The organism is Brevibacillus panacihumi (assembly GCF_003710985.1).
GTDB lineage: Bacteria > Bacillota > Bacilli > Brevibacillales > Brevibacillaceae > Brevibacillus > Brevibacillus panacihumi.
The window spans coordinates 1-20,642 of record NZ_RHHT01000073.1 but is presented as its reverse complement, the minus strand read 5'-3'; the positions used below and the strand labels follow the sequence as shown (position 1 = coordinate 20,642).

The window sequence follows — 20,642 nt, the reverse complement described above, 5'->3', positions numbered from 1 at the left end:
TCCTATTCGCTGTACTCAGGCAGCTCGTCCAGATAATCCGGCTTGTCGTTGGACATGCCTTTCAGGTCGTATGTGGCGTGATCCGTACCGTCTGCCTTCGCTTCCCAAAGGGTGATCTCTTCTGGATTCAGCACGATATTGGAGATGCGGACACGTTCGACATTGCCTGCTTCCTTGTCTACTGTCTCGCCGATTAAAAACGGCAATACAGGCGTTTTTCCATTTGTTAGCTGCTCTACGCAGTAGTATTTCAGCGCGGCATTGGTAGCCGTGATTTTCAGCGTAACCTCGACATGCCAGTCGTTGATGGTCTGGATTTTCCCCTTCTGCAAGCGGTTCGTATCGCCGTACTCGACTTTCAGGGTCATTTTCCCTTCCAGCGTTCCGTAGATCGGGTCCCCATTCTCATTGTAAATCTGGCAGTTTTTCAGTTTGATATCGCGTGCAATCGCCATTTACAGCACCTCCCAATCGATAATGAAGTATTCAATCGCATCCAGCGGTTTCGCAGAAAGCAGGAAGCCTCGGCGATCACCGGAGCCGTCTTTCTTGTCCGTAAAGCTCCAGCCGCTGTCAATTGCTCCTTGCTGCTCGCGTACGGTCAGGTAAGCATGAGCGGCTGAGACGAAGACCGCGCCGCCCAGATCATTGTTGCTGAGCTTTCCTTTATACTTTTTGCCGACGCTGTTGATGTCGTTGACGATTTGATCCAGTGTCATGCTGACACGGATTTTCCCGTAGTCCTCGCGCTCATTTGTTCCCAAGGTAGACAAGGTGTTGACCGCGCTCTCCACGATATACACGCTGCCGTCCCGTGCAGCAATCAGCGTACCGCTGCCAAGCGCTTGCAGGATCTCGGTGTGGCCCCAATCCTTGTGCGCTTTTTTCAGGGGAACAACTACAGCCGTCAGCGATTCATGAGCTGGTGTTGCGGCAATCATCCCGGCTACCCACGCTGCCCACTCCAGGCTGCTGTAAATTTTACCGTTGTTGTGCTGGCCCGCAATGGCGTTGTTGACGACATAACGGGCGTTTTGCGCAACGGAGCGCTCCACATGCTTGGACATGTCCGCATCGTTCTCAGCCGCACCGCCGATCACGAGAGTGCCGAGCTTTTTGCTTTGGGTCCGGCGATCATTCATGAACTGCTTGGCTGCAGCCTGGATAGCCGCATCCGGGAACGGCAGATACATGGTATCGAAATCAGCTCCGGAGACAGACGCGAACAGCTTGGTCGAATCTGCCGAGGTCAATGGCGCATTGCCGCTCACCCCTCCGCTCAAAGAGACCTGCTGTACGCGAGCGATCGGGGTCTCGCCGAGCTTTTTCACGCGGACATAGATGGATTGACTGGTCTTGTTCTCCAGCTCAGCCGCATCGGCAAACGAGAATTTCTCAGTCGAGAGCGGCCCTGCCACCTGCAGTTCGTCTTTGCCCGGCTCTGCAGTAGAGGCTTGAATGGTCACGAACAAATCATTCCCGCGCAAGCCCGGATAAAGGGCCTCGATGCGGATCGAATCTGCCTGCTCATAAGCGGCCGCTGCGGCTGCTCCATTCGTGATGCGATACCCGAGAATCGTCGCCCCTCCTTCGGCTGCCAGCTCTACCGTATCCACCTCGCCAAAGGTTGCTTGCATGCGCTCGTCGAAACTGGACATCGTCACCAGCGCATCAGGCGCTCCCCACTCGGCTTGGTACGGCACCAGCACCACACCGCTTTTGGGCAATACCCGCTCTTTTGCTTTGGCAATCAATTCGACTGTTACTCCTGGACGTTCACGTTGGATTGTCATTCTTATACACCGCCTCTGTATGTGTTTAGTTTTCTTTTAACCATGCTTTCTGTCAGTTGCTGTTCTGCCGCTTCCTGAAAAAGAGCGCCCGCTACCTCGAAGCTTTCGGCTCCCAGAGTAAAGGCGCTCTTGATCCACTCCTGCTTGCTTCTCGTCTGCTCAGCAGCCACTTCTTGCTTGGCTTTACGGGCCACTACGACCACTCCCCCTCGATCTCGAATGTGTTGATTTTGGCTTCAGGCTGTTTGGGAACCGCCACATGGTAGGTAAAGCGGAATGTGATCTCCGTCCGATCTCTGCGGTCGTTCCAGATCCGGAACGTCGAGCTGTCGATGTCGATGAGAAGATCACTATTCTGTCCGCGGAAGCTGTACCCCTTTTGGCGCAAAAGCCTTCTCAGCGGTTCGGCGGACAGCGGCTGGTAAAAGCCTTCGACCAGCGGGTAATGCAGGACGATTCCCGCATCCGCCACGGCTGTGTATGTGGTGAGGGATTTCGCCTTTTCGCTCACACCCTGTGCCGTCACGAAAATGATTGGAGATGAAAAGCTGCCAGACATCCACTGATCCAGGTTGACCAGTGTCTCCAGCTGCGGATACGCTTCTCTCACCAACTCGACCAGCACGGCTCTTTCACGTTCCATCCCGCCACCCCCTTTGCCGCCTCAGCCAATCGCTCCCCTGATTCGGGGACCCTCTCCCTTGCTGGACAAGGATCGTTCCTTCGTGATGCATCTTGACCTCCTCCCCTCAACACGATGATTCTCTCTATGACGAGCAGCGCCCGTCGAGCAAGGAGCGAGTGGACCCAAGCCTTGAACTCGCTTTTGTGTATGTCTGGCGCTGTTCGCCTGTTTTTCCCTGCTCGACGGGTGCCGCTATTTCACCTGCCTCTTCCTGACACAAGGCATTCTCACGCACAGCACGCGCTGTTCGAGAACTTGCGCCCAGACGCATCCATAGCACTCGTGTGTTTTGGGAAGCTTGGCGAAAAAGGTTTTTCTGGTCACGCTTCTGTGTTTGTTCACTTTCTTCACCTCCGTTTTGCAATCGAAGCGTCCCTCACCATTTCAGGGAATTGAAAAAGCCACCCGGATGCTCGGATGGCTTTTCGCAATAACGCTGTGCAGTTCTTATTTCTTTCGCTTGGCTCAAGTATAACCCGCCCAGCAGAAAAAACGGGAAAATGAACGGTTATGTAAAGTTCTGTAAAGGGTTGTCTACCTGCCTTTGATCAATATCCCGCGCCCTGCATAAAAGCGGGAAAAGTCCCCCAGGCTCATGCGAACATTCTCCTGCGTCTGCGGGGTATCCCCGGACGGATTGTGAAACAGAAGCTCCCGGGTCTGCTCGTCCTTCCCGAACACATAGACCAGATGCCCGCCTTGCTTGGGCGGTACCGCGTCAGGCTTGCGGATGCTCGGATGGACAGATGCGATATACACGTATCCTCGGTCGAGCAGATCATAAATCTCCTCGATCGGGGTGTGCTCCTTCAGCTCCGCCTGAAGGGAAAACTGCTCCGAAACGAACGAAATAAATGGGCGGTAAATCAGGCCTTTGATCGTTCCATCTTCATGGACTACATATCCCCCGTACTCCCGACATTGCTTCATCAGGTCCATCGTGGGAATGATGCGATCCTGCAAATGGGCCAAGGCCATTTTCAGACAAGCCATCCCGCAAATATGATCGCACCACCGCGCGTATTCCGCCTGATCGGTTGCACCCGACAGCTCCCACAGAGGGTCATCGGCCGGACTCCTTTTTCCCGTGATAAAGTCGCCAATCAACGCTCGTGACTCAAACTGACCAAAATAGGGTACTTCCTGCATGCTCTCTACCTCCATCCGGCTCATTCCTCCTACTAAAGGTAACACATTTCGAAGCACCCTATCTTCCCATTCCTGTTTTACGTCTCCGTGATCGTTCCGCCATTTACATGCAATACCTGCCCGGACACGTATCCGGAATCGTCAGACGCCAAATACACATAAGTAGGAGCAAGTTCAAACGGCTGTCCTGCTCTGCGCATCGGCGTGTCCGTTCCAAAGGTCGTCACATACTCCGCTGAAAAGCTGGATACGATCAGCGGGGTCCAAATCGGCCCTGGCGCTACCGTATTTACCCGGATTCCACGGTCCTTGAGTTGGAGGGACAGGGAACGCGTGAAGGACACAATGGCCCCTTTCGTCGAGGAATAATCCAGGAGCAGCGGCTCTCCCTGATAGGCTGTGACGGAGGCAGTGCTGATGATCGAGCTGCCGGGTTGCAGATATGGCAGGGCTGCCTTCGTCAAGAAAAAGTGGGGATAAATATTGGTTCGGAAGGTATCCTCCAGCTGCTCCCTGCTGATGTCAAGGATACTGTGCTGAGGGAATTGGACAGCCTGATTGAGTACCAGTACATCCAGCTTGCCAAAAAAGGAAATCGTCTGGGTCACCACCTCCTGACACCATGCCTCCTCCCGCAAATCCCCCGGCAGCAAGAGACAGCGACGTCCATATCCCTCGATGATGCTTTTGGTTTCCTCCGCATCCACATGCTCGTCAAAATAGGGTATTGCGACATCGGCTCCTTCCTTGGCAAAGGCTACCGCCGCTGCCCTTCCAATCCCGCTGTCGCCTCCTGTGATGATCGCAATCTTTCCTTGCAATTTCCCGCTCCCCAAGTAGGCAGGATTGTCGTAGATCGGACGAGGAATCATCAGGTATTCCATTCCTGGCTGACGATCCTGATGCTGCGGCGGGAATGTGATCGGCGTCTCCTCACACGTCGTTTTCGAACTGTAATACGGGTACATCGGGTACATAGCGAATCCCCCTCTCGAAATCGATACCATTAGGATATGCGCCTATGCGAAAGGGGTTCTCTAGCGATCTACCTCTCTGCGCGAAAGTTCTTGCCGAGAGCTTGCCCGAGCCCAAAATAGTGGCGGAAGTTGTAGAGAAGCGGGCTCCACTTCGCCGGATCGATATGATGCTCGCCCAACACAATTCGTTCATGTGCATGGACATGCAGCACTTCCGTCTCTACCACAGCAAACTCCGGAGCATGTTCCGGAATGCGGATATGCTTCACAACTGCCTCCAACTGCAAAGGACACTCCAGGATGCGCGAGGGCTTGACGGTTACAGATGCCGCTTCCGTCAAGCCGCTGACCCTGAATTTGTCTTTTTGATAGGAAAATCCCATGCTTCTCTTGGAATCCGGCACCGGGTCCTTGCCTGTATAAGGGGCGAGCCGCTCTACCTGCTCCCACAAACTCGGGTCTGGAAGATTCAGTACGCATTCTCCATGCCGTTTGATATTTTCCAGGGCTTTTCCGCCCACTCCCAAGCCTAATACAACGGTATACCCTAATGCCCATGATGAAGAGATAGGGCTGATATTGGTAGTTTCATCTTCATTCCAAGTGTTCAAGAGGACGACCGGGGTCCCGTAGTATAAAATTTTGGGCTTAACAGCTTTCGTATTCGGTGTTGTCACTTCCGGCTTCATCGGTTCCATCTCCTTTAAGTTCTTCTCCTGAGTGATGGTAAAATGAAAACCATTCAATCCCCATCGAAGTATGAAAAACAGAATCTGTTCGCTTGATTTGTTCCGGAAAATTATGGATAGTAAATCTAGATTCCGCTTTACCTAGACGATAAATCGATAAAGGAGATTAGCTGAAATGACAGCAATCGAAGTTCACTTATCCCTGTACGACGAGGCATTTACCGAAGCACTCCTTCAGTTCTCTCTTCCAGAAGAGCAGCTGTCATTTACTGCGCTTCCAAACAAGGTGCTGGAGGAAACGCTGCGAGATCCCGATCGCTATCCGGTGGTTATTATGGCTGAGGGAGTACCCGTGGGTTTTTTCGTACTGCATGTAGGGGAAGGAATCGCTGAATATACCAGCAATCCCCACACCATCCTCCTGCGTGCATTATCGGTATCGGAAGAGCATCAGGGAAAGGGGTATGCGAAAAAGGCGATGCTTGCTCTGCCCGACTTTGTGGCTGAGCATCTGCCAGGAAAAGAGGAAATTATACTCGTGGTGAATGAACGGAATCTGGCGGCCAAACAACTTTACGAAAAATCAGGCTTTGTCGACAAAGGGATCACGCGTATGGGGCCAATCGGCAGGCAATACATGCTTCACTATTTTCTATAAGCAAACAGGGCTGTCGCTAGATCCGACAGCCCTGCTTTATTTTACTTCTCTTTTCCTACAAGGATAATTTCATTCCCTCATGGCTCCTCACAAATCCGAGGCGATCATAGAATCGATGAGCGTCCGGGCGCGATTTGTCAGTGGTCAGCTGAACAAGTCCGCAGCCCTGCTCTCTCGCCAGTTCAATCGCGTGGCGGAACAGCGCTTCTCCAATGCCCTGGCTGCGATACTCCCGATCTACTCGCACCCCTTCGATTTGCGCCCGTTTCATCCCCAGGCGCGCCAGTCCAGGAATGATGGTCAACTGAAGGCAGCCAATCACTTTGTCGTGATCGACTGCGACAAGTACAGAATTGCCGAATTGCCTTTGAATGTCGGAAAAAGCATCGAGATAGGCTTGCGGCAACGGGTCTTCATACCGTTCCCGGGTTGCCCCCAATTCATCGTCGGCCAAAAGACGCACAATTTCTGACAGATCACTTTGCACAGCTTCTCGTATTTCCATGCTTCCGTCCCCTTTCCCCAACTGCTTCACAATCGCTTGCAAGCTTACCATTCTCCCCATACACCCCGAATCCTTTCAGGAAAGCTTTTTCTCCTCTTCTTCCTTCATCGCGATCGCCATTTTCATGACGGCACTCCGCTTGATCTCGTAATATCGTTGGCGTGAGACCCCCAGGACCTTGGCAATGACATTGTTCTTATCTCCATCGAGCAGCGCTTCGACAATCAGCCGCTCTTGCTCATCTGTAATCGACTCTACTGCCCGGTCGATGCGCGCGATCTTCTTTTGCAGATTTTGCAGCCGGTTCCATTTGCGCTCCCTGCGAACGACCTCGGCATGCGTCTTGTCCGCGTTCCTGCCTTTTGCTTTGGGCATTGCCGAATCCACACCGTACTGGGCAACCATTCCTTCGCCCGCTTCTCGCAAATAGCTTTGAATCCGAACCACTTCAATCTGCATGTACGGGTAGTCGCGAATATCGTCCTCTGTCCGCGAAATGAGATCGAGTGCGGGTTGCAGTCCGGCAGAAACGTTATATTTGGCTGCGTTCTCCATGATTTTTCCCTCGTGGTCTGATTTGAACTTGTCCCATTCCGGACAGCTGTCAATCATCCCGACATGCTTGTCGTGAACCTGGCAGCGCGCTTTCTTGCCCCATCCCGTAGCCGGACAATGCTCGCAAACCATCTCCCTCAAGTAGTCACTGCTCATCAATGTGTTCGGTACCATTCTGCTTCCCTCCCTATTCAAAATAGGAACACATGTTCTCTTTTTCTTGTACAATATCTCACACTCAATTGTATAGTTCAAGATGTTTTTACTAAAATTCCCCAAGACACCAGAGGGCCTCAAGCCAAAAAAACGGCTCTGACAGCGGTTTGGCAGCGCTATTTTACCCGAAAAAAAAGCACCATTTTCCCGATTTGAGAAAATGGCACCAAATATTTCATTCTAACTAAACCTCCCTCGCAGACAGGACCTTCTGTTCGTATGCCTTAACCTCATCCAGCCAGGCTTCGCGTACCGGAACACCCTGTCTGGCACAGTAGTAGTCCCAAACCGCGCCGAAGGGATAAGATTTGAACTCTTCCAGCAAGGCGAGGCGGGTCGTATAATCCTTCGCCAGCTCAGCCTGCCTCAACATCTCGGTAGGTTCCAGCATCGCCCGCAGCAGCGCCTTCAGGGTATTGCGCATCCCGATCACCCAAGCTGCGATCCGATTGATGCTGGCATCGAAAAAGTCGAGCCCGATATGCGTCTTCGCCAGCAAATCGTGGCGGACCAGTTCGCGGGCGATGTCCAGCAGCTCGTCGTCCATAATCACCACATGGTCGCTGTCCCAGCGAACAGGACGGCTGATGTGCAGCAAGATCCCTTCCGCGAACAAGGCCAGCGAGCTTAGCTTGCCGGAGATCGCCTCCGTCGGGTGGAAATGGCCTGCATCGAGGCAGATCAGCTTGTTGTTTTGCAGCCCGTATCCCATGTAAAACTCATGCGAGCCGACTACATAGCTCTCCGAACCGATCCCGAACACTTTGCTCTCCACCGCATCCAGATGTGAAGCCGGGTCTAGCTGCTCGGCAAAAATCTCGTCGAGCGACTCCTTCAATCGCCTCCTCGGCCCCATCCGGTCGACCGGTATATCCTTGAAGCCGTCCGGCACCCAGACGTTCGTCACGCAGGTTTGCCCCAGCTGTTGTCCAAAATAAGCGCCAATTTTTCGCGAAGCTTTGCAATGATCGATCCAGAACCGGCGAATCTGCGGATCGGGATGACTCAGGGTAAAGCCGTCCGCTGACTTCTCATGCGAAAAGCAGGTCGGGTTAAAATCCAAACCCAAGCCATGCTCCTTCGCCCATTTGACCCAATTGGCAAAATGCTTCGGCTCCAATTGATCCAATTCCACCCGCTCGTCCGTGTCGGCGTAGATGGCATGCAGATTTACCTTGTGCTTGCCGGGGATCAGGGAGAAGGCTTTCTCCAAATCCTGACGCAATTCATCCGCTGTACGTGCTGCTCCCGGATAGTTCCCCGTTACGGCTATGCCCCCCGTCAGTTCCTGGTCGCGGTTGAGAAAACCGCGCACATCATCCCCCTGCCAGCAATGCATGGACACCTTCACCTGCGCCAGTCTGTCCAGGACCTCGTCTGTATCAATGCCGTGTCTCGCGTACAGTTCCTTCGCCGCCTGATAGCTGGCGGTCAGCTTTGCTTCCATGTCCCATCCTCCCTCCTGTTCCACGTCTGGCGATCCGGGCGAACGCCTCCAGCCAGGATTCCTGCCCTCCCCGTTCTTGCGGCAAATAGGTCTTCCCTAAAAAAGACTGGCGGATCAGCCTTCTGCCCTCCTGGACGTCTTTCAGCTTTTGGCTGGCGATCATCTGTACAAGCAGATTGCCCAGCGCCGTCGACTCAGTCGGTCCCGCGATCACCTTTTTGCCCGAAACATCGGCTGTCAACTGACAGAGCAGCTCGTTGTTCGACCCGCCCCCTACGATGTGGATGACCGTGATCGCATTCCCTGTAACCGCTTCCATTTCCTTGACTGCAAGCGCATAGAGGATAGCCAGATTATCGTAGATGCACCGCGCCACCTCACCCGGCGTCCCGGGTACTTCCTGTCCGCTCTCCTCGCAATAAGCCTGGATCTCCTTTACCATGTCGGGCGGGTGCAAAAAGCGGTCATCGGTAAAATCGACATAATACCGAAACGCCTCCTCCCGCCCCGCCAGCTCCACAAACTCCGCAAACGAGATCTGCTCCTGATAGCTTCGCTGCACCTCCTGGATCAGCCACAGGCCCATGATGTTTTTGAGAAAACGGTAGGTGTGATACGCGCCCCATTCATTGGCAAAATTGCTGCTCTGCGCCCGCTCGTCATGAATCGGTTGAGTCGTTTCCACGCCGATCAACGACCAGGTCCCGCTGCTCAAATAGGCAAAAGGCTCCTCCTGATCCGCCGGAACACCGAGGACCGCTGATGCAGTGTCATGCGTCGCGACTGCAATCACATCACAGTCGGGCAGGTCGTACTTCTCTCTTAACGTCTGGCTGATCGCCCCCAGAACCGTTCCGGGCTGAACGAGTTCGGCAAACTGGCTGCGCGACAAGGAAAGCAGGCGAAGCAAGTCCGCGTCAAAGTCCTTCGTATGCAGATTCAGCAGCTGGGTCGTCGAGGCATTCGTCACCTCGTTCACCAGCTTACCTGTCAGCAGGAAGGTCAAATAGTCGGGCACCAGCAGGATTTTGTCTGCCTGCTGAAGCTCGGCGGGGTCGTGAACCGCCAGTTGGAACAGCGTGTTAAACTTCTGGAACTGGATCCCGGTCTTCTCATAGATCTCTCGAGCCGAAAGCTGCCTGGTCACGATCTCTACCGCATCGCGTGTCCGCTCGTCCCGATAGGCGTACACCTCATGCAGCCTTTTGCCCTCCCGATCCAGCAGCACGTAGTCTACAGCCCAGGTGTCAATGCCCAGGGTGCAAGCCGAGATGCCCTGGCTCTTTGCCTTTTGCAGACCAATCAGCACTTGCTCGAACAAGTAGTCGATATTCCAATAGCAATGTCCGTTGCGCTCGGCAAATCCATTGGCAAAGCGGTGGATTTCCGTCAGGGATAGACGTCCGTCAACGACCCTCCCCCACACCAGCCTGCCGCTGGACGCTCCAATGTCTACCGCAATATGATTTTCCACGGCCTGCACCTCACTTGTTCCCGAGATGAAACACTTCCTGCAGCTCGACCGTAACCGGGCTATGATCCGCATGGGTTTCCATGACATCCTTCATGTACGCCCACCATTTTTGGCAGATTTCCGTCTCGACGGTCTTGCTCCAGCGCTCTTCGTCTTCGATTTCCAGATAGGCGAACAAGGTATTTGTCTTCGCATCCAGGAAAATGGAGTAGCTCTGTGCGCCATGCTCATGCAGCATCTCCACCATCTCGGGCCAAATCTCCTCGTGCCGCTTCTGGTACTCCGCATGGCAATCGGCAAATACCTTCATGGCAAAAGCCTTGCGAATCATCGTGGAATCCCTCCTCAATTTTGCTCGCGATTCATTCAGCCTACGATCAGGGCAAACACAACCCCTGGGCCGTGAACGCCAATCGTCAAATCATTCTCGATGTCGGCGGAACGGCTTGGCCCCGAGATAAAATGGATCCCTGCGGGAAATTGCGCTCGCGGACGGCCATCAAAATGGGCCAGCACCTCCCCCATGCGCGTCGCAATCCGCTCTGCCGGAAGGATCGCCATGACAACAGCAGGCAAAAGACTGACTGACCTGCCCTGATTGCCAGACGATGTGCAAACCAGAGAACCCGTGTAGGCGATGCCGTACTCTGCCATCGTAATCCCGATATCCGCCCCGGCCGCATAGCGAAGCAAATCCTTCTGCTGTTCCGAATGCCAGACGACGATTTCTGCTTCCGGCAGGGCTTGTTGCCAATCCAGCGCATTCAGCTCCGGCTGATTTTGGCGGATGATCGCATAGGCTCCCAGTTCCTTTGCCTTTTGCGCGATGTAGGTTTTCGCCGCCTCCAGATCAGGTACTCGAACCACATGACCGCCAGCCTTTTGCCAGTTCTCGCTGAACAGGGCTATTCGCTCCTCCCGATCAAGCGAAAAGCGCCGCCAATCCGGCGGAGCGCCCTTGTGGGGATGAGGAGGCTTTTCCGTCAAGCGCGGTCGACCCAGGCGATCCGCGATTCGTTGCATGAACCGATCCTGTTTGATGCGCGACTCTTCATTCATCGCCCACGCCACCTTTCTCGCGTTCGTTGAGATGGCGGTGCAGCCGTTCCCGTATCTGCTCATCCATCTCTGTCCGCTCCCTCTGGATGTCACGCTCCAATGCCTGCCACCCCTCGCGAAAGGACTTGTTGGGCAATGGAGACGTATGCCTGTGCTGGTTCCAGCCCTTAAGCGGCCCAATCCTAGCCTTGATGACTCCATCGCGCAGCAAAAGCTTCTGCATGACGCGTCCCCAGCGCAGGGCGCGACCGTACCGCTTATGCGACGACATCACGTAGCGAAAGCCTTTCATCCCCGCCTTCTCTTCCCCGGACTGTACCCCTTGCTCCACTTTTCGCTGTCGCAGATAGACCAGCATGTCATGCAGCGGGATTTTGACCGGACAGGCTTCATAGCAGGCACCGCACAGACTGGAGGCATTGGCGATGTCGTCCCACTCGGCTACGTTTTTGTTCAGCGCAGGCTTCAGCACCGCCCCGATCGGACCGCTGTAGGTGCTGCCGTACGCGTGGCCGCCGATGTGCCGGTATACCGGGCAGGCGTTGAGACAAGCACCGCAGCGGATGCAATTGAGCAGCTCCTGAAAATGCGGGTCGCCCAATTGCAGCGACCGCCCATTGTCGACGATGATCAGGTGCATCTGCTCGGGACCGTCCCGATCCTCTGCGCGTCTCGGCCCGGATATTCCCGACATGTAGACGGTCAGCTTCTGCCCTGTCGCCGAGCGGGGCAAGAGCGTCGCCATCACCTCGAGATCATCCCAGGTCGGAATGATGCGCTCCATGCCCATCAGCGTAATTTGCGTCCTGGGAACCGTCGTCACCATGCGGGCATTGCCTTCGTTTTCAAACAGAACGATGGAGCCGCTCTCCGCGATTGCAAAATTGCAGCCCGTCATCCCGATGTCGGCTTCGAGAAATTTTTCCCGCAGCTTTCTGCGCACAAAGCCCGCCAAAGCCGTCGTATCCGGGGGCAGCTCCTCCCCTGCTTCCTTGGACAGCAGTTCGGCGATCTGGTAGCGGTTTTTGTGAATGGCCGGAATGATGATATGGGACGGCGGTTCGTTCGCCAGCTGGATGATGTACTCCCCGAGGTCGGTCTCCACCGCTTCCACGCCTCCCGCTTGCAGCGCCTGGTTGATATGCAGCTCCTCGGAGACCATCGACTTGGATTTCACCACCGAACGAGCTCCGCACTGCTTTGCGATGTCCATCGTCAGCGCTGCCGCTTCTTCGGCAGTGTCGGCAAAATGGACCTGAACGCCGTTGGCCCTTGCATTCTCCACGAACTCCTGCAGGTAGTAATCCAGATGGGCGATCGTATGCAGCCTGATCTGACGCGCACGCTCCCGCCACTCCTCCCAGTTTCCATGCTCCTGTGACGCCGTCTGCTTGCCTGCGCGCAGCCGTTCTGTTGTGAACTTTACTGCGTTGCGCAAAAACTCGTCGGAAAGCGCCTGTCGCGCCCGCTCCTGGACCGTCCTAGGCTCGGCTGACCGCATGTTCGCTCACCCCCTCGTACAGCAATTCAGCCAAATGAAGAACGCGAATCGGCTGGCCGCGATAGCTCAGATGTCCGGCTATGTTCATCAGACACCCCATATCCGTACCGACTAGCACCTGTGCTTCGGTCTCCAGGATGTGGTCTGCCTTTTCGCTCACCATCGCCCCGGAGATGTCGCTCATCTTCACGGCAAAAGTACCGCCGAACCCGCAGCAATCCTCGGCAAAAGGCAAAGGGATCAACTCCAGCCCCATCACGTTTTCCAGCAACAGCAGCGGCTCTTCCTTGACTCCGAGCAGCCGCGACCCGTGACAAGAGGGATGGTAGGTCACTTTGTACGGAAAACTCGCCCCGATGTTCTGTATTCCTAAGACGCGGACCATGAATTGTGAAAATTCAAACGTTTTCTTTTGCAATCGGAGCGCCTTTTCCAACAAAACCGGATCGTCGCGGAACAGCTCCGGGTAGTAATGATGAATCATCCCGGTACAGGAGCCGGAGGGAGAGAGGACGTAATCGCTCCCCTCAAACGCCTCCAAAATCGTTCTCGCAGACGCCTTGGCTTCCTCCCGGTACCCGCTGTTGAATGCCGGCTGACCGCAGCAGGTCTGCATCTCGGGAAAATGAAGCGCAATTCCGTATCGGGCGAGCAAGCGGACCATCGATTCTGCTGCGCGCGGGTAGAGGCCGTCACATAAGCAGGTTACAAACAAGGAAATTTTCACCTTTACCACCTTCATTTCACTGTCATCCCTTTTTCTTCGCGGGTGCGTGCGGCGATCCCTGCCGCTAGCGGGTAAACGCCGCCTGCACACCGCCGTCGATCGTCAGCATGCAGCCCGTCGTTTTCTCTGAGCGGGACGAAGCGAAGAACAGGATGCCTTCCGCAATATCTTTCGGGTAGATATTGACCAGCAATGTGGTGCGCTTGCGATAGTACTCCTCCAGCTCGTCTGGCTTGATTCCGTAGGCGGCGGCGCGCTCATTGCGCCAATTGGAGTTCCAGATCGCCGAGCCTTGCAAGATGGCGTCAGGCAAAATCGAGTTTACGCGAATGCCGTACTCTCCTCCCTCTGCCGCGATGCAACGGGCCAAATGGACTTCCAGCGCTTTCGCAGAGCTGTAGGCGGAGACGTTTTTGCCCGCATAGACCGAATTTTTCGAGCCGACGAACACCATATTGCCGCCGATGCCCTGCGCCTTCATCTGCTTGAAGGCTTCACGGGCGACGAGAAAATAGCCCGTGCCCAGCACCGAGATATTCAGCTCCCATTCCTGGAGAGTGGTTTCGTCAAACGGGCTGGAGGTAGCCAGACCCGCGTTGTTGACGACGACATCGATCCCCCCGTAGGCAAGCGCCGCTTCCTTCAATGCCGCAACGACCTCCTCCTCGCGCGTCACGTCCATATTGACTGCTACCGCTCTCCCGTCTCCATAGCGGGCATTGATTTCTTCTGCCAGCTGGCTCGCCCCGTCGATGTTCAGATCCGCCACCACGACATGGGCTCCTTGTGCGACAAAGCTGCGGCACGTCTCGCTTCCGATCCCCCCAGCCCCGCCTGTCACAAATACGACTTGGCGGGAAAACTCGGCTTCAGGCGGCGCCAGCGTCAATTTATACAATTCCAGCGGCCAGTACTCCACCAGATACGATTCCTGTTCGGAAAGCGAGACGAAATCACCCAATGCTGTGGCGCCGCGCATGACGGCAATTGCCCGGTGATAGAGAGCGCCGCTCACCTTGGAGGCAGCCCAGCTTTTTCCGGTATTGATCATGCCGATTCCCGGAATCAGGATCACGCGGGGAGCTGTCTCGGACATTTGATCTCCTTCGCTGTGATTCCGTTCAAAATACGCCTGGTACTCCTGCTGATACTGGGCAATGCCATCGCGAAGCTGCTGCTTGAGCACGCCTACATCCCGCGTCGCCGGGTCCCACTCGACGTACAGTGGCACCATCTTGGTATGCACCAGATGATCCGGGCAAGCCGCGCCGATCTGGGAAAGTGTTTTGCCTTCCTTGCTGTTGACGAATGCAAGGACATCCGGTGCGTCATCAAAAGTCAGGATCATGCGCTTTTGTCCGCTGACGGCACCGCGGATAAGCGGCATAAGCTGCGCCAGGATTTCTTTGCGCTCGGGCTCGGGAAGACTTTCACGAAGTTGCCCGCCAAACACATGCTCCTCCTGAATCCTCGCCTCGATGTATCTTTCCGCCTCTTGAATCACGGCAATTGTCTTGGCGTAGCACAGCTCCGATGTCTCTCCCCAAGTGACCAGGCCGTGCTTTTCCATCAAGACCAGCTCGGCTTGCGGATTTTGCGCCACACCCTCGGCGATCATCTTGGACAGCGTAAAGCCAGGCCGCACATACGGGACCCAGACAAAGCGGTCGCCGAAAATCTCGCGCGCCACGTCCCTGCCGTTGTCGGCGCAGCAAATGCTGATGATCGCGTCCGGATGCGTATGATCCACATGGGGAAAAGGCAGGAACGCATGGAGCAGCGTCTCGATGGAGGGACGGGGATGCTTGCTGTCGATCATGCAGTGGGAGAGATACGCGACCATCTCCTCATCCGACATCTCCTCCCGCGCCAGGAGCGGCATCACATCGTCGAGACGCAGTCCGGTAAACTGCTGCGCCTTCATCGTCGCCAGATCCGAACCGCTTCCTTTCACCCACATGATGTCGATCTCTCTGCCGCGAAAATCTTTCCCTTTTGTTTTCGTAGAGGTATTGCCCCCGCCCCAGTTGCAAACCCGCCGATCCGCTCCGATCAGGTTCGATCGATAAACCAGCTCTTCCAATCCGCTTTGCAGGTGATCTGCTTGGTCACGATCCCATAAGCTTCGTATCATTTCCTACCTCCAACGAATGTAAGGATTTCAGTGGTGCCCCGAGCAGCCGGCTGCCTGGGGCACCCCCCTGACTAATAGACCTGTTTCCACTCCCCGATGTTCGACGGGTCGAATTTGAAAGGATCGCCCAGCATGATCTGGGTGCCGTCCCCATCCGCGATGATCTCCTTTTCGCCCAGCTTCCCGGCCGTAAATTTCTCTCCTGCCTTTCCGGTGATCGTCCCTTTGACCAGCGCATCTGCCGCATAGCCGGAGAGATAGCCCACGTCGACCGGATTCCACAGATACATCCACGGGCTGACGCCGCTTTCGATGTACTCTGCCATTTCACTCGGGAGTCCCAGCCCGGTCAGCTTCACTTTGTCCTTCAAGCCCTTGTCGGTCAGCACTTTTCCAGCCGCTGCGATCCCAACGGTCGTCGGCGCGATGATCGCTTTCAGATCAGGATAGGATTTGAGCAGGGCTTCGGTCTCGGACACGCTCTTGTCGCGCAGATCGTCCCCGTACGCCACCTTGACCAGCTTCATGTCCTTGTATTTGGGGTCTTCCAGTTCTTTTTTCATCCATTCGATCCAGAGATTTTGGTTTGTCGCCTGCGAAGTGGCGCTCAGTACCGCAATCTCTCCTTTGCCGCCGATCATCTCCGCCGCGGCTTGAATCTGGACGCGGCCGATCCGTTCGGGGTCTGCCTGGTTGATGTGGACCATGCGGCTTTGCGCGTTCACCGCCGAATCGAGCGAAAGCACCTTGATCCCGGCGTCCATCGCTTTTTTCAGGGCGGGCTGCAACGCGTCCGGGTCATTGGCGACCACTGCAATCGCATCCACCTTCTGGGAAATCAACTCTTCAATCATCTGAATCTGCGCTTCTGCTGTCGGCTGGTCAGGCGCTTTCAGGATGGCTTCGCCGCCTGTCTCTTCGATCGCGATCTTGAAGCCTTCCATCTGCTTTTCGCCGTACGGGTTTCCGGTATTCTTAAAGATGATGGCGAATCGCTTTTTCCCGCCTGCGTCGCCGGAGCCGCCCGGCTGGCTCGCCGTCTGGCTGCAAGCTGCGAGCATGGACGCCGCGAGCAGGACGGTCAAAAATGAGGTCACAATCTTTTTCATGCCAATTCCCCCTATTTTGAATTCCTATACACAACAGGTTTTACCCCGTGATGTATCCCGTCTCAGCCTGCCCTCTTTCCTTTGCCCAGCCTTCCCTTCAGGTTGGGAATCGTGACGGCCGCGATCAAGAGCAGTCCGATGATGATCAGGAGCATTTGTGCCGGCACATTGACCAGCCCCAGCCCATAGCGTAAATAGCCAATGAGAAACACCGCCAATATCGCACCGATCATCCGGCCCTTTCCGCCTGCTGTGCTGATTCCCCCCAGCACCACCATCGCAATCACGTCCAGCTCATAGCCCGTCGCGATGTTGGGTCGGGTGCTGCCCATGCGCGAGGTGAGAAAAAGGGCGGTCACAGCAGCCATGAGTCCCGCCAGGGTAAAGACGATGATCTTGATGCGGTCCACCTTGATCCCGGAAAATTGACTGGCTGTCAAATTGTTTCCCATCGCATAGACGCGCCTGCCAAATGTCGTCTTGTGCAGCAACAGGATAAATGCGGCAGCAAAGATGACAAAGACGAGAAAGATAAACGGCACGGGCCCCACATACCCCCAGCCCAAATAGCTGAACCATTCCGGAAACTTGCCCGCGGCCTGATCCTCCAGGATGATGTAGGCGATGCCCCGGTAGAGGATCATCGTCCCCAGCGTCACGATCACCGCTGAAAGCTCCTTGAATTTGGTGATCAAAAGCCCGTTTATGTAGCCGCATAAGGCGCCGACGCCCAAACAGATGAAGACTGCCAGCTCCATCGGCACGCCGCGGGTATACAAATCCGCCATCACCACGGAAGACAGAGCGACGATGGAAGCCACCGAGATGTCGATATCCCCCAGGATGATGATCAGCACCATCGGCAAGACGATGAAAGCCTTGTCCAGAAAAGTCATCGTCGCGTCCCGCAGGCTGTCGGCGTTCAGATAGTATGGCGACAAATACGCATTCAAGGCATGGACGAGCAGGAAGATCAAGACCAGCATCCACTCCCATTGCAGAAAAAAGGCTTTCCATGAAAATGCCCGGCTTCCGAGCAACACACGCTTTTCCATGCTCAAATCCGCCTCCTCATCAGGTTGTTGCGATCGACGCCCCGCTTCACCAGTGCATTGATCACGACGGCAATCAAGATGATCGCACCTTGGATGCCCATCTGCCAGAACGGAGAGACATTGATCAGCGGCAGGGCATTGTTCAGCATGCCGAGCAGAATGGAACCGAGTATGATGCCGGAAATTTTCCCGGAGCCTCCGGCGATGCTGACGCCGCCGAGCACACAGGCCGCGATGACGCTCAGCTCATAGCCAACTGCCGTATCGCCTTGAGCGGAGGCGAATTTCGCTACCCACAGAACGCCAGCCAGCCCGGACAGCCCTCCCATGATCGTATAGACCAGCCACAGGATCTTGTCATTCTGGATGCCGCTGATTCGCGCCGATTCGGGGTTGCTGCCGACTGCGTAGATTTGCCTGCCAGTGCGCGTGTAGGTAATGAAATAATAAAAGAGGATATAAATGAAGACTGCGATCAGGATGAGCGTATTGATGCCCAGAACGGAGCCTGTAGCAATCGCCTTGAACGAAGAAGGCATCTGATGGGCGCTTACCCACTTGCCGCCGCTTGCCAAAAAGGTCGTGCCGCGAAATACGTTCATCATCCCCAGCGTCGCAATGATCGGCAAAATGCCGGCCTTGGCCACCAGAAGTCCGATGATTGCCCCGCAGATGAGCCCCACCAGTATCCCCAACAGAATCGCCAGCAGCGGATGCACATCGGGATAGGCGCTCACTGTCAATGCCGCGATCATTCCCGACAAGGCCAGAGTAGCCCCAATCGACAGATCGATTCCGCGCGTCACGATCACCAGCATCATGCCGACGACCAGGATGCTTAATATTGCTGTATTGGTCACCATGTCGCTGAGATTTTCCATGGTTAAAAAGCTCGGATTGCGAAGCTGGACCCCGATGGCAAGCATCAAGATAAAAAGCAACAGCCCCAACTCGCGAAACCGGGCGAAACTAGCTCCGAACGATGTCTTCTCCAGCGTCTTGCCTGTCAACTCAACCACCACCTTCTTCATCCACTGTCACCCGAAGCAACAGGTGTCTATGAAATTGTCTGGTTCGCCATCGCAGCCGCAAGGATTCCTGCTTGCGTAGCGTTGGCTGCTTCGAGAGTCGCTGTCACCCTTCCCTCGCGCATGACGATAATCCGGTCACTCATGCCGATCACCTCCGGCATCTCGGAGGACACCATGATGATGCCATAGCCTTGAGCGGCCAGCTCGCTGATCATTTCATAGATCGCCGATTTGGCTCCGACGTCGACGCCTTTGGTCGGTTCGTCGAGGATCAGGACGTCCAGGTGAGCAGTCAACAGCTTCGCCACCACCACTTTTTGCTGATTGCCGCCGGAGAGGGAACTGGCGAGATCAAAAATGCTCTGTGCCTTGACCTGCACCTTTTCCGCCAGAGTCTTTGCCAGCTCCGCCTCTTTTTTCTCATCCACCCAGCCTCTTCGGGAAAGCTGGTCCAAAGCAGACAATGTGATGTTGCGTCCGATCCCCCAATCCAGCACCAATCCTTGCTTCTGCCGATCCTCCGGCAGGTAGCCGATGCCCGCCTCCATCGCATGCCAAGGCTGGCGAATCACGATCTCCTCGCCGCGAAGGAAAACCCGTCCCTGATCGGGAGTAGTGATGCCGAACAACGCCTGGCACACCTCTGTCCTCCCGGCCCCGACCAGTCCGGTCAAGCCGAGAATCTCGCCGCGCCTAAGGGAAAAGGAGACATCTGCAAAATAGCCGGTCTTGCCGAGGCCCTCGACCCGCAGTACTTCTTCGCCTGGTTCGGCACTTCTTTGCGGGAACATTTGTGTGATCTGCCGCCCCACCATCGCGACAATCAACGCCTCGTTGGATATCTCATTGACGCCCCAGCTCCCGATATAGCGCGAATCGCGAAAGACCGTCACTTTGCTCGCCAGACGGTACATGTCCTCGAAGCGATGCGAGATGAAGATGATGGATGCCCCATCGTCCCGCAGCTTTTCGGCAATCCTGTACAGCTCCTCGCTCTCCCTCGCCGTCAACGCTGCTGTCGGCTCATCCATGATGATGATCCGGGCCCGCATCGACAAGGCCTTTGCAATCTCGACGATTTGCTGCTGCGCGACACTCAGTGCCCCCATCCTCGTACGCGGGTCCAGATTGCTGCCCAGTTCTTGCAAGAGCAGCTTGGCCTCGTCGTGCATCTCGCTCCAGCGGATCCGCTTGGTTCGCTTGCTTACCTTCTCATGACCCATAAATATATTTTCCGTGACGCTCAGATCGGGAAAGCAGGTCACATGCTGATAGATCGCCGCGATTCCCAGCCTTTGGGCATCCTTCGGGCTGTTGATTTGCGTGCGCACCCCGTTCAGGATGATTTCCCCCTCATCCGGAAGATGGACACCTGTGATGATTTTGATAAATGTGGATTTTCCTGCGCCATTCTCCCCCATTAGGGCGTGGATTTCGCCTTTTTTGAGTTGAAAATGCACGCCATCCAACGCCTTTACTCCTGGAAACGCTTTCGTAATTCCTTTCAGTTCCAACACATAGTCCGACATCGTTCTCCTCTTTTCTGTCCGAATATATGTTTCTATCGCTACATTAAGTTATTATTTTGTTTGTTTTCTTCTGTTTATCTTTATGTTTTTGATTATATACCTTTTGATTTTGTTTGTATATGTAATTTTTCTATTTTTCCCTGTTTTCAGATAAATTGCGATTAGAAACCCATTGTGTTTTGAGTTTGGTGGTTCTCCGGCTGTAGTGGAGCGAAGGAAAAAGGGAAAAACGCTCCAGGCGGGTTGGGATCTTCGCTGAGGGTCTCACTGGCCGCCTCCCACTCCAAAGGCGGAACCGCGGCCAAAAGCAGCCACTTTGAAGAAGTGTTTCAGGGTGTAGAGTAGAGAA

At 55.1% G+C, this 20,642-nt stretch carries 22 protein-coding genes; 1 reads left to right on the top strand and 21 read right to left on the bottom strand.

The features are described from left to right. Positions 1–2: 2 nt before the first annotated feature. The 8 genes from EDM58_RS23830 to EDM58_RS23800 form a co-directional block, all read right to left on the bottom strand. Complete coding sequence (locus EDM58_RS23830; protein ID WP_122915538.1) at positions 3–455, bottom strand: hypothetical protein; 453 nt, start codon at positions 453–455, stop codon at positions 3–5. Further along, positions 456–1,793: a phage tail sheath subtilisin-like domain-containing protein gene (locus EDM58_RS23825; RefSeq protein WP_122915537.1), complete on the bottom strand. Its 1,338-nt coding sequence runs from the start codon at positions 1,791–1,793 to the stop codon at positions 456–458. A gap of 2 nt (positions 1,794–1,795) precedes the next feature. Then, the gene (locus EDM58_RS23820; protein ID WP_122915536.1) at positions 1,796–1,987 is read right to left on the bottom strand and encodes a hypothetical protein; all 192 of its coding nucleotides are present in this window, start codon (positions 1,985–1,987) and stop codon (positions 1,796–1,798) included. After that, positions 1,987–2,436: a hypothetical protein gene (locus EDM58_RS23815; RefSeq protein WP_122915535.1), complete on the bottom strand. Its 450-nt coding sequence runs from the start codon at positions 2,434–2,436 to the stop codon at positions 1,987–1,989. Before EDM58_RS23815 ends, EDM58_RS23820 begins: the two co-directional genes overlap by 1 nt. Before the next feature lie 124 nt (positions 2,437–2,560). Further along, entirely contained in the window at positions 2,561–2,749 is a 189-nt protein-coding gene (locus tag EDM58_RS25555) for a hypothetical protein (RefSeq protein ID WP_148039353.1), read from the bottom strand. 263 nt (positions 2,750–3,012) lie between these two features. Further along, entirely contained in the window at positions 3,013–3,642 is a 630-nt protein-coding gene (locus EDM58_RS23810; protein ID WP_246001009.1) for a C39 family peptidase, read from the bottom strand. Positions 3,643–3,704: 62 nt separating this feature from the next. After that, positions 3,705–4,604, bottom strand: a complete 900-nt coding sequence (locus EDM58_RS23805; protein ID WP_122915534.1) for an SDR family oxidoreductase — start codon at positions 4,602–4,604, stop codon at positions 3,705–3,707. Between the two features lie 68 nt (positions 4,605–4,672). Continuing rightward, positions 4,673–5,302 carry a flavin reductase family protein gene (locus EDM58_RS23800; protein ID WP_122915533.1) on the bottom strand — a complete coding sequence of 210 codons (630 nt, stop codon included), beginning with the start codon at positions 5,300–5,302 and terminating at the stop codon, positions 4,673–4,675. Positions 5,303–5,468: 166 nt separating this feature from the next. Here EDM58_RS23800 and EDM58_RS23795 point away from each other — a divergent pair, with 166 nt between their 5' ends. Then, on the top strand, positions 5,469–5,951 hold the full coding sequence (locus tag EDM58_RS23795) for a GNAT family N-acetyltransferase (RefSeq protein ID WP_122915532.1): 483 nt from the start codon (positions 5,469–5,471) through the stop codon (positions 5,949–5,951). A 55-nt stretch (positions 5,952–6,006) separates the two neighbouring features. Here the strand turns inward: EDM58_RS23795 and EDM58_RS23790 are convergent, their stop codons facing one another. The 13 genes from EDM58_RS23790 to EDM58_RS23730 form a co-directional block, all read right to left on the bottom strand. Further along, on the bottom strand, positions 6,007–6,456 hold the full coding sequence (locus EDM58_RS23790; protein WP_122915550.1) for a GNAT family N-acetyltransferase: 450 nt from the start codon (positions 6,454–6,456) through the stop codon (positions 6,007–6,009). A gap of 75 nt (positions 6,457–6,531) precedes the next feature. Then, complete coding sequence (locus tag EDM58_RS23785; protein WP_246001006.1) at positions 6,532–7,185, bottom strand: hypothetical protein; 654 nt, start codon at positions 7,183–7,185, stop codon at positions 6,532–6,534. A gap of 226 nt (positions 7,186–7,411) precedes the next feature. Continuing rightward, complete coding sequence (gene rhaA, locus EDM58_RS23780) at positions 7,412–8,674, bottom strand: L-rhamnose isomerase (RefSeq protein WP_122915531.1); 1,263 nt, start codon at positions 8,672–8,674, stop codon at positions 7,412–7,414. Further along, positions 8,610–10,148: a rhamnulokinase gene (gene rhaB / locus EDM58_RS23775; RefSeq protein WP_246001005.1), complete on the bottom strand. Its 1,539-nt coding sequence runs from the start codon at positions 10,146–10,148 to the stop codon at positions 8,610–8,612. Before rhaB ends, rhaA begins: the two co-directional genes overlap by 65 nt. Positions 10,149–10,158: 10 nt before the next feature. After that, a complete protein-coding gene (rhaM, locus tag EDM58_RS23770; RefSeq protein WP_122915529.1) occupies positions 10,159–10,479 on the bottom strand; it encodes an L-rhamnose mutarotase in 321 nt (106 codons plus the stop codon). A gap of 35 nt (positions 10,480–10,514) precedes the next feature. Beyond that, complete coding sequence (locus tag EDM58_RS23765) at positions 10,515–11,207, bottom strand: LutC/YkgG family protein (RefSeq protein WP_122915528.1); 693 nt, start codon at positions 11,205–11,207, stop codon at positions 10,515–10,517. Next, entirely contained in the window at positions 11,200–12,708 is a 1,509-nt protein-coding gene (locus EDM58_RS23760; protein ID WP_122915527.1) for a LutB/LldF family L-lactate oxidation iron-sulfur protein, read from the bottom strand. Before EDM58_RS23760 ends, EDM58_RS23765 begins: the two co-directional genes overlap by 8 nt. Then, positions 12,689–13,435 (bottom strand): (Fe-S)-binding protein, encoded by a 747-nt coding sequence (locus tag EDM58_RS23755; protein WP_122915548.1) that lies wholly within the window; start codon positions 13,433–13,435, stop codon positions 12,689–12,691. The genes EDM58_RS23760 and EDM58_RS23755 overlap by 20 nt, the downstream gene beginning before the upstream one ends. Positions 13,436–13,499: 64 nt before the next feature. After that, a complete protein-coding gene (locus EDM58_RS23750) occupies positions 13,500–15,569 on the bottom strand; it encodes a bifunctional aldolase/short-chain dehydrogenase (protein WP_122915526.1) in 2,070 nt (689 codons plus the stop codon). Positions 15,570–15,640: 71 nt separating this feature from the next. After that, positions 15,641–16,678, bottom strand: a complete 1,038-nt coding sequence (gene rhaS / locus EDM58_RS23745) for a rhamnose ABC transporter substrate-binding protein (protein ID WP_122915525.1) — start codon at positions 16,676–16,678, stop codon at positions 15,641–15,643. 62 nt (positions 16,679–16,740) lie between these two features. Continuing rightward, positions 16,741–17,733 carry an ABC transporter permease gene (locus EDM58_RS23740; RefSeq protein ID WP_183187610.1) on the bottom strand — a complete coding sequence of 331 codons (993 nt, stop codon included), beginning with the start codon at positions 17,731–17,733 and terminating at the stop codon, positions 16,741–16,743. A 2-nt stretch (positions 17,734–17,735) separates the two neighbouring features. Continuing rightward, positions 17,736–18,764, bottom strand: a complete 1,029-nt coding sequence (locus EDM58_RS23735) for an ABC transporter permease (protein ID WP_122915523.1) — start codon at positions 18,762–18,764, stop codon at positions 17,736–17,738. A gap of 26 nt (positions 18,765–18,790) precedes the next feature. Beyond that, positions 18,791–20,293, bottom strand: coding sequence for a sugar ABC transporter ATP-binding protein (locus tag EDM58_RS23730; protein ID WP_122915522.1), 1,503 nt, complete (start codon positions 20,291–20,293; stop codon positions 18,791–18,793). Positions 20,294–20,642 lie beyond the last annotated feature (349 nt).